7 protein-coding genes are annotated in these 16,364 nt (G+C 31.2%); 1 reads left to right on the top strand and 6 read right to left on the bottom strand.

Annotated elements, in window-relative coordinates; translation table 11 throughout:
• Positions 1 to 23: 23 nt before the first annotated feature.
• From AQ1685_RS12705 to nirB, 5 genes are all read right to left on the bottom strand, one after another.
• Positions 24 to 7,304, bottom strand: coding sequence for an Ig-like domain-containing protein (locus tag AQ1685_RS12705; protein ID WP_162288576.1), 7,281 nt, complete (start codon positions 7,302 to 7,304; stop codon positions 24 to 26).
• A gap of 265 nt (positions 7,305 to 7,569) precedes the next feature.
• The gene (locus AQ1685_RS12700; protein ID WP_095072703.1) at positions 7,570 to 9,378 is read right to left on the bottom strand and encodes a sensor histidine kinase; all 1,809 of its coding nucleotides are present in this window, start codon (positions 9,376 to 9,378) and stop codon (positions 7,570 to 7,572) included.
• Positions 9,379 to 9,394: 16 nt separating this feature from the next.
• Positions 9,395 to 9,979 (bottom strand): DUF4202 domain-containing protein, encoded by a 585-nt coding sequence (locus AQ1685_RS12695; RefSeq protein ID WP_095072702.1) that lies wholly within the window; start codon positions 9,977 to 9,979, stop codon positions 9,395 to 9,397.
• Positions 9,980 to 9,989: 10 nt separating this feature from the next.
• Positions 9,990 to 10,367 carry a nitrite reductase small subunit NirD gene (gene nirD, locus AQ1685_RS12690; RefSeq protein WP_095075071.1) on the bottom strand — a complete coding sequence of 126 codons (378 nt, stop codon included), beginning with the start codon at positions 10,365 to 10,367 and terminating at the stop codon, positions 9,990 to 9,992.
• 26 nt (positions 10,368 to 10,393) lie between these two features.
• Positions 10,394 to 12,910, bottom strand: a complete 2,517-nt coding sequence (gene nirB / locus AQ1685_RS12685; protein WP_095075070.1) for a nitrite reductase large subunit NirB — start codon at positions 12,908 to 12,910, stop codon at positions 10,394 to 10,396.
• Positions 12,911 to 13,214: 304 nt separating this feature from the next.
• On the opposite strand from nirB, the gene AQ1685_RS12680 reads away from it, so the two are divergent.
• Positions 13,215 to 14,867: a solute:sodium symporter family transporter gene (locus AQ1685_RS12680; RefSeq protein ID WP_095072700.1), complete on the top strand. Its 1,653-nt coding sequence runs from the start codon at positions 13,215 to 13,217 to the stop codon at positions 14,865 to 14,867.
• A 233-nt stretch (positions 14,868 to 15,100) separates the two neighbouring features.
• Here AQ1685_RS12680 and AQ1685_RS12675 read toward each other — a convergent pair whose 3' ends face one another.
• Complete coding sequence (locus tag AQ1685_RS12675; RefSeq protein WP_095072698.1) at positions 15,101 to 16,342, bottom strand: FAD-dependent oxidoreductase; 1,242 nt, start codon at positions 16,340 to 16,342, stop codon at positions 15,101 to 15,103.
• Positions 16,343 to 16,364 lie beyond the last annotated feature (22 nt).

Below are 16,364 nucleotides of genomic sequence, written 5' to 3'. Positions count from 1 at the left end.
TTATGATAATAAACAAAAGAAAATTATTTCTTAATCAATTTGATTCTTGAAATGATTTGATCATTTGTATCTGTAACTCTTAAAATATAAATTCCAGTAGGTAAACTTCCTACATTAACTTGACCTTTTTGTTGTTCATTTAAAGAGAAAAGAACAGGTTGTTTCATGGTAAATCCTGATAATGTATGAATAGAAACTTTTAAATTCATATTGGCAATATCTTTAAAATTGTTATTCTCTTTTAAAGTAACAGTAGCAATATCTCTAACTGGATTAGGAGAAATTTGACCATTAACCATTTGATCAGTAGATGAATTGTCGTTAATAACAGTAAAAGTAACTGAAATACCAGATCCTGGTTTTCCTTTACCAAATATTCTCTTATAAGGAGTTGCAGTGATTGTATTTGTTCCAATAGGGAATTTTATACCGTTAAAATTTCCAGCAAAATCTCCTTTTAAACTATAAGGAGCAAAATTTTCTACATTAAACCTGTTACGGTTGTTAAATTCAAATACTACACTTCTAGTATCAGCTCCTTCAGTATTTGCTAAAACAGAGAAACGATTAGCACCAAAGTTTGCAATATTAATAGTATCACCTTCATTTAAAGGACCTAATAATTGATTGGTAACCGCATCTATTAATGTGAAACTAGTAACTAAAGGTGCGTCACTATCAATAACTTCAAAAGTTATTGTCACAGGAGTTCCATTATCACCTTGTCCATTATTGTTTCGGTATGGTGTAGCTGTAATAGTTTGAGTTCCTATACTAAATGGTACTCCGAAATAATTTGTTCTTCTGAAAGTAAGATCTCCATTTAATGAATATGGAACATTGCTTTCTGTATTAAAATTAGTACGATCGTTGAAATCGAAAATAACACTTTCAACTCTAGAGCCAGAAGTATTTGCAACTACTGAAAAATTATTCCTTCTAAAATCAGCAAGATCAATAGTGTCACCTTCATTTAAAGGACCAATAATAGAATTGTTAGTTGCGTTTATTAATATGAAATCTGTAACCGTTGGAGGATTAGAATCTATTATTTCAAAATTAATTGTAAGTGGAATTCCAGAATCTCCATCACCGTTTTTTTCTTCAAATGGTGTAGCAGATACAGTATTCGTTCCTAAATTAAAAGCGACGCCTCTAAAATTTGTTCCGTTAAAATCACCCTTTAAAGAAAAAGGAGCTCTGTTTTCAGTATTGAATGCAGTTTCTTCGTTAAAATCAAATACAACACTTGCGATATCTAATGTTCCTTGATTAGCGATAATACTGAAATTATTGAAACCATTATAATCGTTAAGATCGATGATATCACCATCATTTATAATTCCAACTTCTGTGTTAGTCGTTGCGTCTATAAGCATAAAACTTACAATTTCAGGAGAGTCAAGAACATTTAATGTTACTGGAACAGTTACTTCTGAATTTGCAGGATCGTTACTGCTAATGATTATATTCGAATTATAAGTTGTGTTTGCTTCTAATCCTTCAGCAGAAAAGGCTACAGGTACTTCAATAGAAGCTCCAGGTGCTACACTACCCATTATTGGAGGAGTAAATGTAATAGCTAATTCATTAGTTAAAAATTCGGTATTAAAAATTACCTGTAATCCACTTTCTCCGTTCGGACCTTCTAAACCAACTGTTGAACTCGTACTAATTTCAGAATCAACATTTTTATATTGCATTTTAATAGATCCATCTTTAAATAATATAATTTGAAAAGTAACAGGAGTTTTTATTGGCGATGAACCAAATCCAGGAACATTTTCATACTGAACAATAAAATAATCTTCAAAAGCCTGATAAAAAACACCGTCACCATCTTGAGGTTCTAAATCATCCCATAAACCAGCAATTAAGAAATTAGGGTTTTCTGTAGAAGGTATTTGTTGATTTAAAAATGCACCAAAACTAGCCGTAATAGGACTAAAACTTAAAAACCCGTTTGCAGCAATAATTACATTATTTTGATCTTCACCAAAGAAGTTGAATGTAAAAGGTAAATTAACTGTTTCATCACCATCTGCACCAACATTAGCGAGAGTTCCTGTACTACTAATATCTATAAAGTTATAAGCAGGTCCACCGCTATTATTATCAGTCCATATATAACCAAACGTTCCAGGACCGCCACTAGCATTTAAAAATTTAGGGCCAATTCTGTTATCAGTTTGTTCTTTTGTAATGATCTGTTCTTCATATTCAATTTTACTATATCCTACAGTTCGTGTATTGTTGGTAAGATTAGTAGAAAATGGAGTTTTTACCAATGAATAATTTAATGTACTTCCTCCAGTATTTTCTATTGTAATAATTTCTGTAGTCGTTTTTTCTCTTTTTAATGTTAAATTAAATTCTTCTGGTGTAACATTGATAACAGGAGGATCAACACCAATACCTGATAAAGGAATTGTTATAGATTGATTACCAAAAGCATCATTACTTGTAATTAAAAGATTATCTGTTATGCTACCGACTGAAGTAGGAGTGAAGTTTACCGTAATAGATTGACTAGCGCCTGGTATAATTGAAGTATTGGTTGCAGTTACAGTAAAATCTGAATTTTGATTGCTTAAATTGTATTCTAAAGTTTTACTTCCTGTATTTTCAATTAAGAAGGTTGTACTACTTTCTAAACCAACAAAAATAGGTTCAAAAGTAATTGAATCTCTAGGCACTTCAATTCTCGGGAAACCTTTAACGGTTAATTCTATAAGAGAAGTACTAGTGGAAGTATCAGGAGAATTACTAGATACCACTAGTTCATCAAAATAAACACCATCATTTAAATTGGTAGCATCTGAAGTTACGGTAAGATTTCTAGAGCCACCAGCAGGTACAACACCAGAAATCGGAGTCACATTTGAAATAAATGGAGTTAAAGCTACGTCTGGTTTAACAAAACGTAATGCCAATCTATTTTTAATATAATCTGAATTGAACACAACTTGTGCGCCGTCTGTTCCGTCTGCATTTTCTATACCAACAGTCGCAGAATTTAAGAAAGAAGCAGTTTCTACATCTTCATAAAAAACATCGATATTCCCGTCTGAATGTAAAACAATTTGGAAAGTAACGGTTTCATTTTCTGAACCTAAAAATACAGAAGCATTTGTCCATTGTACAATAAATGCATCATCTATAGTTTGATAATGAACAGTTCCATTAAAGTTTTGAGGTTCTAAATCATCCCATAAACCAGCGATCATATTATTTACACCATTATCTACTGGAATTTGACTATTAACGAATGTAAGTGTTGAAGATTCATCAAAAGAGATAAAACCATTTGCGTTTACAGTTGCGTTAGTGTAAGTATTACCATAGAATTCAAAAGGAAACTGTAAAGGAATACCTAAACTTCCATCTCCACCTAAATCGGCAGTAATTTCTGTTCCAGTTCCAGATATATCAACAAAATTATAAATAGGTCCACCATTTTCATCACTGTCAATCCAGCTATATCCAAAACCATTGTCAGTACCAAGACTATATAAAACTTTGGATCCAATTCTATCATCTTTAGCTCCTTTTTGATTACTAAAGTTGCTAAAGTTTAAAATTTTAGTATCGTTTAATTTTACGTCAGGTTTTGCTAAAGCAGCAGCTACAGCAAGATCAGGAAAAGAGAAGAATAAAGGTGCTTTACCTTCATTTTTTAAAGCAATTTGCGTGTCTACTGTATTTCCTGAATCTACAGTTTCTGAAACGTTAGCAGGATCTAAAACGGCAATTGGAGGTTCTACACCAACTCCATTAACGATAATTTGTAAAGAACTAGCATTTGAGGCATCACTATCTACTGTAATTATTCCATTAATATTCCCAGTGATATTAGGAGTGAATTTTACAGTAATATCGATACTTTCTCCTGCGGCAATAGTTGTACTGCTAGGTGTTACAGAAAAAGCAACATTATCGGATGAAATTGATGAAACGTTTATTTGTGAAAGTCCAGAATTACTAAGTGTAATTATTCTTTCAGAATCATTTCCAATAAATACATTATTAAATAAAATGAATTCATCTGATAATTCAATAAAAGAAGTTTGACCAGATACATCTAAACTAGTAGTAACAGTTGTTGTTGGATTTACAGGATCATTACTTGAAATTAAAATATCTGATGCATAATTACCATTTGATAAATCAGTAGCATCAAAAGTAACAGAAACATCAACAGAAGCTCCAGGAGCAATTGATCCTTCAGAAGGATTTAAAGTTATACTATTATTTGTTTGTGTATTTAAAGCTCTTGTTAAGAAAACAAAATCGACAGTAGAAAAAGTAGCACCACCATCATCACTTATAAAATAAGTATTTGGTCTTACAGGAGCGCCATCATTTACACCTTGTGGGAAATTAATATCTTGAGGATATTTATGAACAACCCAGAATGAATCACCATTAGAAAAACTAAAAGCTTGATTCAGTGTTTCGATATCAAAAACTCCATCTGCACTAGTTTTTGTAATAGTTTGAGAAAGCAATAATGTTCCGTCATTTGGAGTTGTTCCTCCTTGGTAAATTTCAAGAATTATTGGATCTGCAGAAAGTTCAGTTCTATATCCGTTACGAATTGCAGTTAATGTGAAATTTCGATCAACATCAAATTTAACAGCCGTAGTTAATGCAGTTCCATTATTAAACCCTACAAAATCGTCAGGGAAATTAATTCCTGCATCATAAGCTATAGAATCTATTATAGGAGCACTATTTTTTAAAGCTTTCTTTTTTAAAGAAGATAAGTTATTTCCAGACGTAGAAGCTCTTTTTAATTCATGGTTTACATTGTTAGAAACTCCATATTTCGATAAGTCTAGGGAACCTAGTATTGTATTAGAATTTGATGGAGGAGTAAATGAAATATTACCAATAACAGAAGTAAAATCTAAATTTGCTTGTCCTGTATTTGTAATTGTAAAAATCTCTGTTTTTGTAGCAGGATTATCTGTTTGAACATTAATAGCAGTTGATAAACTATCAGGATTTACTGTAATAGTAGGAGGAGAGAGTACTGTTAATGCTACAGGAATATCAATTTTTGCATTTCTAGGATCATTGCTAGAAATATTAATAGTGGCGCTATATTCTCCAGCTTCTAAGGCTCTAGTGTCAAACTTTACATCCAGAGTGGTTTCAGAGCCAAAATTAACAGAACCACTTGTTGGAGAAACAGATAAGAAGAAAGCATTTGCATCACCATCAATAATTTCAATATTATCAACATTCATAGTAGATGTTGCAGTTTCCATTTCAGATAATAAAACAATTTGTTCAATCTGATTTGCAGCAGCTCTTCCACTATAAATTAATTCGTCATCAAAGAAAATAGTTAATGCGGCATCATCTCTGTCAATTACAATTCGAATGTTAAAATATCCACTTGGTGTTGTTCTATCAATTCGTGTAAAATCACCAATATCTGAATCAAAAATATCAATAGTGTTATCTGGATTAAAACGTACTCTAGTATTTACTAATTCAGCTGTGTTAGACTGCGGAATAAATTCCCATGTAACACCACTACCTTGAATATTAATGTCTGCTGAAGCAATCATAAAAGGTTCAGAACCTGCGGCAATCGAAGGAGTAAAAGCTAAAGCTCTAGTTGCAGAACCATCACCCTGTAATTGAATAGCATTGGCACCTGTAGCAGGATTTTCAGTAGTTACTTCCCACGTGTTTGGAGAAGTTTGCCAACCAAACTGACCATTTAAATCACCAATAGTATAATTTTCAAAGTCAGCAGCAAATAAATTTGTAGCTAAACGATTAAAGGTATTGTCTATTGATAATAATTTTATGATAGGGTTTTGAAGAGGATTAAAATTTGTTGCTCTAGTTGCTGTTTTAAATCCATTTTTAATAATGAAATCATTAGTTTTTGCAGTTCTTGTGTTTACCGTGTTTAAAAGACTATCATTTACAGTAATATTATACGTTAATGTATCGTCACCCGTATTTTGAATCACTAAATCTCTTGTTACGACTTGTAATTTTTGTAATGTTTCACTGAATGATGTTGGATTTATAACTAGTACAGGCGCTTCAGTACCATCTATTACTCTAATGTTTACAGGAATATTAACAGCTTCTTCAAAACCTTCTATTAAGATTTCAATACTTTCTTCATAAATTCCTTTATTAACATCAACTGTACTAAGTTCTACTGTAAAAGTTGTTGTTTCACCAGCAGGTATGGTAAAATTAGAATTGCTAATAGAGTTTATTAAAAGTGCATTTGAACTAGGATTTATAGTAATATTAACTGGATTTTCTGAAGTGTTAGTTATACTTATTTCTTCATTTATAGTTTCATCTACATTAAGTACGTCACTAATTTGATTTGGAACAATAGTAATCGGAGCTTGTTCTGCTAAAACCCATCCCATGTCTCTGAAGAATCCACGAGTAATATCTCCAATATCAAAATTAGATTCAGCACTACCAATTTGTGGAGTCATTAGTGAATTAGAATCACCTGCAGGAAAAGTAGCTTCATCCCAATGTGCTATACTTGATCCTCCTTGAAAAGGATTTGGAGCAAATAATTCAGGATTAGTTCCATTATTTGCAGCAACAGCAAAATTTCCATTAACAAAAACATCTCCACTAGTATAAAAAACTCCAAGATCTATAGAAGGATTAGGTAAATCTAATACTGAGTTGTTATTTCCATCAACAACAAATGTGTCAAAAACAAAAGGATCACCTCCATTATTAATATTTCCGACACCTCCAGAAACATTACCGCCATCAATAAAACCTAAACCATGTCCGGCTTCGTGAAGAGCAACGGATACAAAGTCGAATAAACCTGCTGGTGTATTTCCATCAGTACCGAAATACCAAGGAATTCCATTTCCTAAATTTACAACCAAATCAAACTCAGTATCTGGAGCTAAATCTTCTCCAGCTAGAGAATTTGCTAATGCTATAGGGTAAAAAACATCTTGTTGAGGTGCTCCCGGGAAATTACGAACTAATGTTGTAGGTCCTGCTGAAGCAAGTACTCCTGGACCTAAGTTTGCAAATTCAGCAGAGATACGGATAGGAACAGAAGAAACTATTTCTTCAGACCAAATAGCTAAAGCAAAATCGAAAGCTGCTCTAGCTTCTGGATTAGCCTGAGCACCTGGTCCGTAGGTCACAATAATTTCTGCAGTTGCATTTCTTTGAATAATAGATCTTTGTTTTGCTGAAGCTTGCTTCATTCCCATTCTAGAATGCATATCTTCAAATTTTGCAGGACAAATGACCTGTGTGCCAGGTATTCGTTCCATTTTTTGCGCAATTAAAGATTGGAAATTAAAACATAATGATAAGATAATTAGGAGTACTATCTTTTGGTTAAGTATGGGCAATAATTTCCCCCTCATACTTAACAACGAGTAGTAGTTAATCATGATAATTGATTTAATAGGTTAATTACCTTAAAAATAAGAATTTTTTTTTGCTTTCGCTAGAGCAAAGTTTTGATATGTAGTGAATTATTAAAAAAGTAAATAAGAATAAATATGTAATGTAGGGATTAAATTAACTTGTAGTCTAGGATTGATGTAAAGGAATGTTTAATGTAACTCGAGTTCCTTTATCTTCTTCAGAATTTATAAATAATCGGCCATTTATATATTTGATACGTTCTTTCATAAATGTTAGTCCCATACCACCATCTTTACTCATAGGTTTGTTAGCATCAAACCCTTTACCATTGTCGTCTATAGCAATACTAAGAATACTTTCACTATGTGATATAGATAGTAAAATATGTGAAGAATTAGCATATTTTATTGCATTATTAATCGCTTCTTGAGTAATTCTGTAAATATTAATTTCAGTTAGGGTATCTAAACGGAAATCAAAATTCGTTTTATTGAAGAAAATAATGTTTTTATCTGTTAATCTACTTAATTCTTTAGAGAGTTTAGTTAATGCAGGAACTAATCCATGATCTGATAATTCAGAGGGCATTAAATTAAAAGTAGCAGTTCTTACACCTTTAATAATATCGCTAGTTTGTGATTTAAGTTGATGAATTTTTTCTTTTGTTTTTTCTATGTTTTCTGGATTTACACTTTCTAGGTTAAATTTCAGACCAGTTAACATTTGTCCAATTCCATCATGAACATCTTTTGCAATTCTACTTTGTTCTTTTTCTTGGTTTTCAATGATTTTCTTTGAAATTATTTTTTGTTGATTCATTTTTTCTTCGAATCCAACTTGTTTCAAATAATCAATTTCAAGTTGAGCGGTTTTCTTTTCGGTAATATTAGAAGCTATAATTAATAATTCTGACTTTTCGTTTGTTGGATTATATGGAATGATAGCCATTTCTAACCAAATATCTTCATTATCTTTTGTAGAAGCTTTTACTTCACCTTGCCATCCTGTTTTTTTATGTTTTAAAATTAGCTCTTCAATACTATTTCGCTCATTTTTAACAGGAGATAACATATTCCAGAAGTATTCTTCATTAAATTGAGAATATTTAAAAAGTCGAGATAATCTGTTTCCAATATGTATAATACTTCCATCAGGTAAAATTCGAGCAGATAAAAGAGTTTCATCCATAGCTCTACTTAATGCTTTTAATTCTTTTACAGATTTTTCTTTTGCTAAACTAAGTTCGTCAGCATCAAAAGCCATTTTTTTAGCAAGTTTCTCAGCAGATAATAATTCTGCTAATGTGGTTCGGATGGATTTAGCAGTTGGCCAAAAAATGAATAAAAACTCTCCCAAAAGAATGATCAATGTAATGACCATTAGCAGTAACTCTAGTCTTCGTAACCAATTTATTTTAGCATTGGCTTCAATGTCATATTGATTTACAATAGCATCCATTTTAGTCAGAAATGAACTTTCATTAACCTTTATAATGTCAATATACGAATTGTAAGATTTTCCAGTAGAGATTTTAGTCTCTTCAACATGTGTAATTATTGAGTTTGTAGCACTATTTATGACATCAAAAATTGGATTGATTTCAGTAAATTGTTTACTAACAATTGCGCTATTGTTACCGGGTAATCCTAAAGAATCATTTCCTTTTTGTAAGGCTATATGAGAAGATTTCCACAGTGAAAGTGTTTTCTTTAACTGTTGTGTTATTTCTTGTTTTTTAGACGCGTCTTTTTCTGAAAATAATAAAAGAGTTTCTTTAGTAAGTTTTTGACTTAACATACGTTGCCTTCCAGCTATGTTAATCACTCTAGAATCACTTTGTTGGTTTTTTAAGTGTTTACGAATTAAAAACTGACTTACAATTACAGAAATAGCAATTGTACTTAGAGCTATAATGTATAGTCGGCTAAGCTTTTCAAAGGTTCTTTGATCTAATGAATTACTATGCTTAGTCATGTATTTTTAAAATTTTCTAGTGTATTGCTTTTTGTACTAAAGCTAAACTTTTATCTGAAAATTTAATTTTTAGAGCTTCTTCTTTTCCTTTATCAGACATTTTTACGAGTGTTTTTTGCAGGATATCAATTACTTTTTCATCGTTATGTTTTGCAGCAAATTCTTCAAAATAGAAATCTAGAAATACCAAACAAATAACATCTTCTAATGTTTGTGCTTCTTCATTTTTTTTGAGTTGTTTTTTTAAGATAAGAAAACGAACTCTTTTTATAAAGTCGTCATTATAACCAACTTCAGCAAGTATTTCTGCAGTAATAGTAGCATGCGATCTTTTTAATTCTTCTCGCCATTTTAAATATCCTATTCGATCCATTGGATATTCACTACGTGGAATTTTCCAACGACAAATATGTTGCGCTCTTGCAGCTATTTGCAACGCTCTAGATGCATTAGGATTAAATTGCAGTAACTGCCTACTCATACGTTGTGAATACAATAATTCCTTGGGGAAGTTCATGTTATTTACAGTGTAAAGATTTGGGTCTTCAGCATTTTTCTTGTCAATTAAAGCTAAAGCAGTTTCAAAGCGAGTTGGTTTCATGAATAGTTAATTAGTCTGAAAAACCAATATACACATTTTCTTCTTCTATTTTTACAGGATATGTAGCAATTGCATCTAAATCACCATTTAAGTTTTCTCCATTTTCTAGAGAAAATGTCTTTTTGTGTAGTGGGCAAGCTACTTTTGGAATACCTTCTTTGTCACCAATCATTCCTCTTGATAAAACCATTTCCATTTTATGTGGACAAACATTTTGACATGCATACCATTTATTTAACCTTGTGAAATTGAAAACAGCGATTTGTTTGTCTTTGTATTTTACACATGCACCACCGTCTTTTGGGAAATCGTGAATAGTAGCGGCTTTAAACCAAAATGTTACATTTTTTAATTGTGTAGTTTTATATTTTTCAAGAATTACTTCCATATTCTTTGTTGCATTTTGTGTACTAATTAACTCCATGGTTCAGGCATTTTTTGTTCTCGCATTGGTACAAAAACAAGGTTATCGTCTTCTTCTTTACTATTTACAAAGTGATTGAAACGTTTCATCATTTCAGGATCATTTATAGCTTGTGTCCATTCACATTTGAATCTATTTACTAAAGTTTGCATTTCTTGTTCTAAATCTTCAGCAATACCTAGTTTGTCATCAATAATAACTTCTTTCAAATAGTCTAAACCACCTTCTAGTCGTTCTTGCCAAGCAGCAGTTCGTTGTAATGGTTTTGCAGTTCTCATGTAGAACATTAAATAACGATCTAAATATTTAATTACAGTTTCATTATCAATTTGTTCAGCAAATAACTCTGCATGGCGAGGGTTTGCACCACCATTTCCACCAACATATAAATTCCAACCGCCTTCAACAGCAATTAAACCAAAATCTTTACCGCGTGCTTCTGCACATTCACGAATACATCCAGAAACTCCACCTTTAATTTTATGTGGTGCACGAATACCTCGATAACGGTTTTCAAGTTCAATTCCGAAACTTACACTTTCATCCATTCCGTAACGACACCAAGTAGATCCAACACAAGTTTTTACAGTTCTAAGTGATTTTCCATATGCATGTCCGCTTTCAAAACCATGACCGATTAAATCTTTCCAAATTAGCGGTAATTGATTTAATGTTGCTCCAAATAGATCAACACGCACGCCACCAGTTATCTTAGTATATAAATCGTATTTCTTTGCAATTTGACCCAACGCAATAAGTTTATCTGGAGTAATTTCTCCACCAGGAACTCTAGGAACAACAGAATATGTACCGTTTCTCTGAATATTTGCCATAAAACGATCGTTAGAATCTTGAATAGCATATTCTTCATTTGCTGTATCGGCATTAATTGTCGCCATTAAGGAAGCAACTAAAGGCTTGCATTTTTCGCAACCATGACCGCCATTTCCATGATTATCTAATACTTCATTGAAAGTTTTATAGCCTTTAACCTGAATGATTTTATATAAATCTTGTCGGTTTAAATCAAAATGTTCACAAACTGAATCTTTCACTTCAATTCCTAAAGATTTTAAAGTAGCATTGGTTAAATCACTAACCATAGGTTTACATCCACCACAACCAGTTCCGGCTTTTGTACAGCTTACAACTCCAGCTAAATCTGTAGCTTCACCTTTTTCTATCACACCACAAATTTGACCTTTTGTAACGCTTTCACAAGAGCATATTTGAGCGTCATCAGGTAAATCCATTACATCACCAAAAGCAGTATTTCCATCACCAGCAGGTAAAATTAATTGTGCTGGATCTTCAGGAATTGCCATGCCGTTTAAATATATCTGATGCAACATACTGTAATCAGAAGCATCACCAACTAAAATACCACCTAGTAATTTTTTACCATCTAAACTTATATTTATTCTCTTATATAAAAATTGAGTTTTATTTTCAAAAATTATAGAATGTCCTTTATCTGCAGGCATAAAAGGCTCACCAAAACTAGCAACATCAACACCTATAAGTTTTAATTTAGTAGACATATCAATATCTTCTTGCATAACAGATGCTGAAGTTCCAATAATTTGTTCAACAGCAATGGTAGCCATATCATAACCTGGAGCTACTAAACCGTAAATCATTTGGTTGTATAAAGCAACTTCTCCGATAGCATAAATATTTGGGTCTGAAGTTTGCATTTTGTTATTAACAATAATACCACCTCGAGTTCCTGTTTCTAAATTACATGTTTTAGCTAGTTCATCTCTTGGACGAATTCCTGCAGAAATAATAAGCATATCTACATCTAAACGATCGTCTTCACCAAACTGCATTCCAGTAATTTTTCCATCACCTAAAATTTCGCTTGTAGCTTTGCTTAAATGAATATGTAAGCCAATAGACTCTAGTTTTAATTGTAGTACTTTACTACTTCTAAGATCTAGTTGTCTTGGCATTAATTTAGGAGCAAACTCAACAACGTGAGGCTCTAATCCCATGTCTAAAACAGCTTTACCAGCTTCTAAACCTAATAAACCACCACCTAATATTGCAGCTTTAGCATTTGGCTTTTCAGCGTTTAATTGATCTGCATAGGCAAGCATCCCTTCTAAATCTTCAATAGTACGATATACAAAAACACCGTTTTTTTCTACACCTTTGATATTTGGAACGAAAGGAGATGATCCAGTAGCCAATACTAAATAATCATAGTTATATTCTTTACCATGAATTGTTTCAATAGTTCTAGCAACTTTGTCAATACTATTAACTCTAGTGTTGGTAATTAAATCAATATTATTATCATTATACCATTCAATAGGAGCCATTTCAAGTGCTTTTGCATCTTTATTTTCAAAATATTCACTTAGATGAACTCTATCATAAGCTGGTCTTGGTTCTTCTCCAAAAACAGTAATTTTAAAATCTTTTGAAGTGGCTTGTTCTGTAAATTTTTCACAAAATTTATAACCAACCATTCCATTTCCGACAACGATAATATGTTTCATATTCATTGATTTTGAATATAAAACTACGTATAAATACTTAAAATAATACGTAAAAAGGAGTAAAAAAATACGTGTAAACTTGTTTATTTTGGAATTGAAGAATATGACTATGTTTTTTTAATAAAGTCATAATTTCAATTGTTTTAAATTATAAAATTGATAAGGAGATGGATTTAAATTCTATAGTATTCTAAACAATATTGATATTATTTTAAACTATTGATAAGTAATTTGTTCTAAAACTTAATTATTGATTTAAATGAAAAGAAATAATGTTAAATTGTAAAATTTAACAACCAAATTTATGATAGGAATAATATCGTTTGTAGGATTTACGATACTAGTTGCAGTTATTTCGTGGAGTGCTACTCGTAAAACTAATGAGAATACATCAGAAGGCTATTTTTTAGGTGGTAGAAGTTTAACAGCAGGTGTAATTGCAGGTTCATTACTACTAACTAATTTATCTACTGAACAAATAGTAGGATTAAACGGAGCTGCTTTTTCAGAAGGTATTTTAGTTATGGCTTGGGAAACTTTAGCAGCTATTGCTATGGTAGTAACAGCTATTTTTTTATTGCCAAGGTATTTAAAAAGTGGATTAATTACTATTCCACAATTTTTAGCAGAACGTTTTGATACCACAACTAAAACATTGACTTCTATTTTATTTTTGAGTGGTTATGCTATAGTTTTATTACCTACTATTTTATATTCGGGTTCTTTAGCTATTAGTGGAATGTTTGATATTCCTTCATTATTGGGGGTTTCTAAAGAAGTTGCTTTGTGGATTTGTGTTTGGTCAATTGGAATTATAGGTTCTATTTACGCAGTATTTGGAGGTTTAAAAGCAGTTGCAGTCTCAGACGCAATTAATGCGATTGGTTTATTAATTGGTGGAATTTTAATTCCTGTTTTTGGTTTGTTGTATATAGGTGAGAATAATTTAGTAAACGGAATACAAATTTTACAAAATCAAATACCGAATCATTTTAATGCTATTGGTAGTTCTTCTGCTTCTGTTCCTTTTATGACAATTTTTACAGGAATGATGCTTGTACAAATTTTTTATTGGGGTACAAACCAACAAATAATTCAAAGAGCTTTGGGAGCAAAGAACTTAAAAGAAGGTCAGAAAGGTTTGTTATTAGGAGCTTTCATAAAAATACTAGGTCCGCTAATAGTTGTTCTACCAGGAGTTGTAGCATATTATATGTCATCACAAGGAATGTTGAATGTTGGGGCTTCAGATGAAGCTTATGGGGCTTTAGTAAAACGTGTTTTGCCTAAAGAATTTATTGGTTTTTTTGCTGCCGTTTTATTCGGAGCTATCTTAAGTTCATTTAACAGTGTGCTAAATAGTTCTGTTACTTTGTTTGGTATTGATATTTACAAAGAACATTTAGAACCCAAAGCTAATGAAAAAGAAGTGGTGAAATATGGTAAATCTTTTGGAATTATTTTAGCTATCATAGCAATGTTTATTGCTCCTTTTTTATCAAGCCTAAAAAGTATATTTGCTTATTTACAACAAGTAAACGGCGTATATAGTATACCTATTTTAACTATAATTTTTGTTGGATTTGTTACCAAACGAGTACCTGCAATAGCAGCTAAAATTGGATTGATAACTGGTTCTCTATTGTATATAATAAGTGAGTTCATACTACGTCCAAGCTTTATAAAATCTGCATTAGAAAGGGCTAAAGCCTCAGGTGAAATTTTTAATGAAACTATAGTAAAAGCAGAAGCCTATCCACATTTTCTTCATATTATGGCTATTCTTTTCCTATTGAATACATTAATAATGTTATTTATTGGAATTGTACATCCAAAACAAAAAGCTTATGAGCAAAAAGAATCAAAGCAAGTTGATGTTACACCGTGGAGATACACAAAACTTGTCGGTGGATGTATTTGTATTACTGTAATTTTAATTTATTATTATTTTTCTTAGCAGGGTTTAAGAGTTTTACTAGGTTTTAAATAAGGCTTTTACAGTCATTCGACTAAGCATTTCTGTCATTTATCGATAGAGTGTTTGCTTGTATCTAATTTTTAAAATTTTAAGTAGAGATAGATAGTACTTTTGCCCCGGTTTTTAACCGATTATATTATTCCCCCACTTACGAAGTCACACAGTTTTGTGTGGCTTTTTTTTATGAAAAACGGATTTAAAGCCAGAAAAAATTACTTGTTGATATGTATATCTTGAATAATATTTTTTGCTACAGTTTCGCCTGAATGCATAGCTGCATTTAAAGAACCATTTAATAGATAATCACCAGCTAAATAAATATTTTGATCAACTTTAATATTTGTATTAGTATTTACAACATTGATATTTTGAGGTAGGGCATATGGTATTTTGTAATCTTTAATGAATTTAATATCTGTGATATTACATAACTCTTCTAGTTCCTTAGTTACTGTATCTAATAATGTTTTATCATCTAAATTATGTTCTTTAACTACAGTTACAGACAAAAGTTCGTTTTTAGCCTTGTGTTTAGATTTTAAGCTAGTATGGTAGAAAATATTATTAATCAAGGAAGTTTTGTCTGTTATAAGCCCAATTAAGGGTTTACTTATCTTTTTATTTGTTGTTTCAAAATATAAAGTGTGACATGATTTCCATGAACTAGCCTTAGTTTTAGTAGGTAGAATTTTATCAGGATTTGTTGCTATAATGGTATAATCACTTTTAATTACTTCACCGTTTTCAAGTTGAATTTTCGAGTTTTCAACCTTAGAAACTTCTGAATTAAATATAAAGGTCGTTTGTTTTAATTTACTTTTCAGTTGATTAGGAATAGCTTGCATTCCTGATTTTGGAATAGCAGCGTAACCATTACCAAACATTTTATAAATAAACTCAAACATTCTACTAGAAGTTTCTAGTTTATCTTCTAAAAATATTCCACTAAAAAAAGGGATAAAAAAGTGATCAATAGCTTTTTTCGAAAAACCAAAGTTAGATAGATACTTTAATGTCGTTGTTTCTTTTTCAGAAAATATAGCAGAGATTGTTTTCTTTTTTAAAGTATTATTTAATTTGAAAACTTTTAGCTTATCCTTTATTGAAAGTAAATTAGAAAAGATAGTCGATAGAAAAAAAGAGAATTCTCTTAAAGGATCACCGATAACAAATTCCTTTTTATTATTGTAAATAAGTGCACCTGGTAAAATCTTTTGAAGTTCTAAAAGATCAAAATCTAAATATTTTTTTGCAAAAGGATACGATGTTAAGAGTACTTGGAATCCATGATCGAGTTGATAATTATTTATATAATCTGTTTTAACTCTTCCCCCGACACTGCTGGTAGCTTCAATTATAGTCGGTTTAAATCCATGTTGTTCTAATACCAAAGCAGCTACTAATCCGCTAACACCTGCACCTACAATATTAACATTTAGATGTTCTTTTTCCATTTGTTTTAAAAAATTAAAGTTA

Origin of the sequence: Tenacibaculum jejuense (assembly GCF_900198195.1) — a bacterium.
GTDB lineage: Bacteria > Bacteroidota > Bacteroidia > Flavobacteriales > Flavobacteriaceae > Polaribacter > Polaribacter jejuensis.
The sequence above is the reverse complement of the archived record's forward strand: the minus strand, read 5'-3'. Positions and strand labels throughout refer to the sequence as shown.

Excerpts from the sequence above, each read along its gene's own strand:
- AQ1685_RS12705 (WP_162288576.1), bottom strand. The coding sequence starts at position 7,304 with ATGGAACGAATACCTGGCACACAGGTCATTTGTCCTGCAAAATTTGAA.
- AQ1685_RS12700 (WP_095072703.1), bottom strand. The coding sequence starts at position 9,378 with ATGACTAAGCATAGTAATTCATTAGATCAAAGAACCTTTGAAAAGCTT.
- AQ1685_RS12695 (WP_095072702.1), bottom strand. The coding sequence starts at position 9,979 with ATGAAACCAACTCGCTTTGAAACTGCTTTAGCTTTAATTGACAAGAAA.
- nirD (WP_095075071.1), bottom strand. The coding sequence starts at position 10,367 with ATGGAAGTAATTCTTGAAAAATATAAAACTACACAATTAAAAAATGTA.
- nirB (WP_095075070.1), bottom strand. The coding sequence starts at position 12,910 with ATGAAACATATTATCGTTGTCGGAAATGGAATGGTTGGTTATAAATTT.
- AQ1685_RS12680 (WP_095072700.1), top strand. The coding sequence starts at position 13,215 with ATGATAGGAATAATATCGTTTGTAGGATTTACGATACTAGTTGCAGTT.
- AQ1685_RS12675 (WP_095072698.1), bottom strand. The coding sequence starts at position 16,342 with ATGGAAAAAGAACATCTAAATGTTAATATTGTAGGTGCAGGTGTTAGC.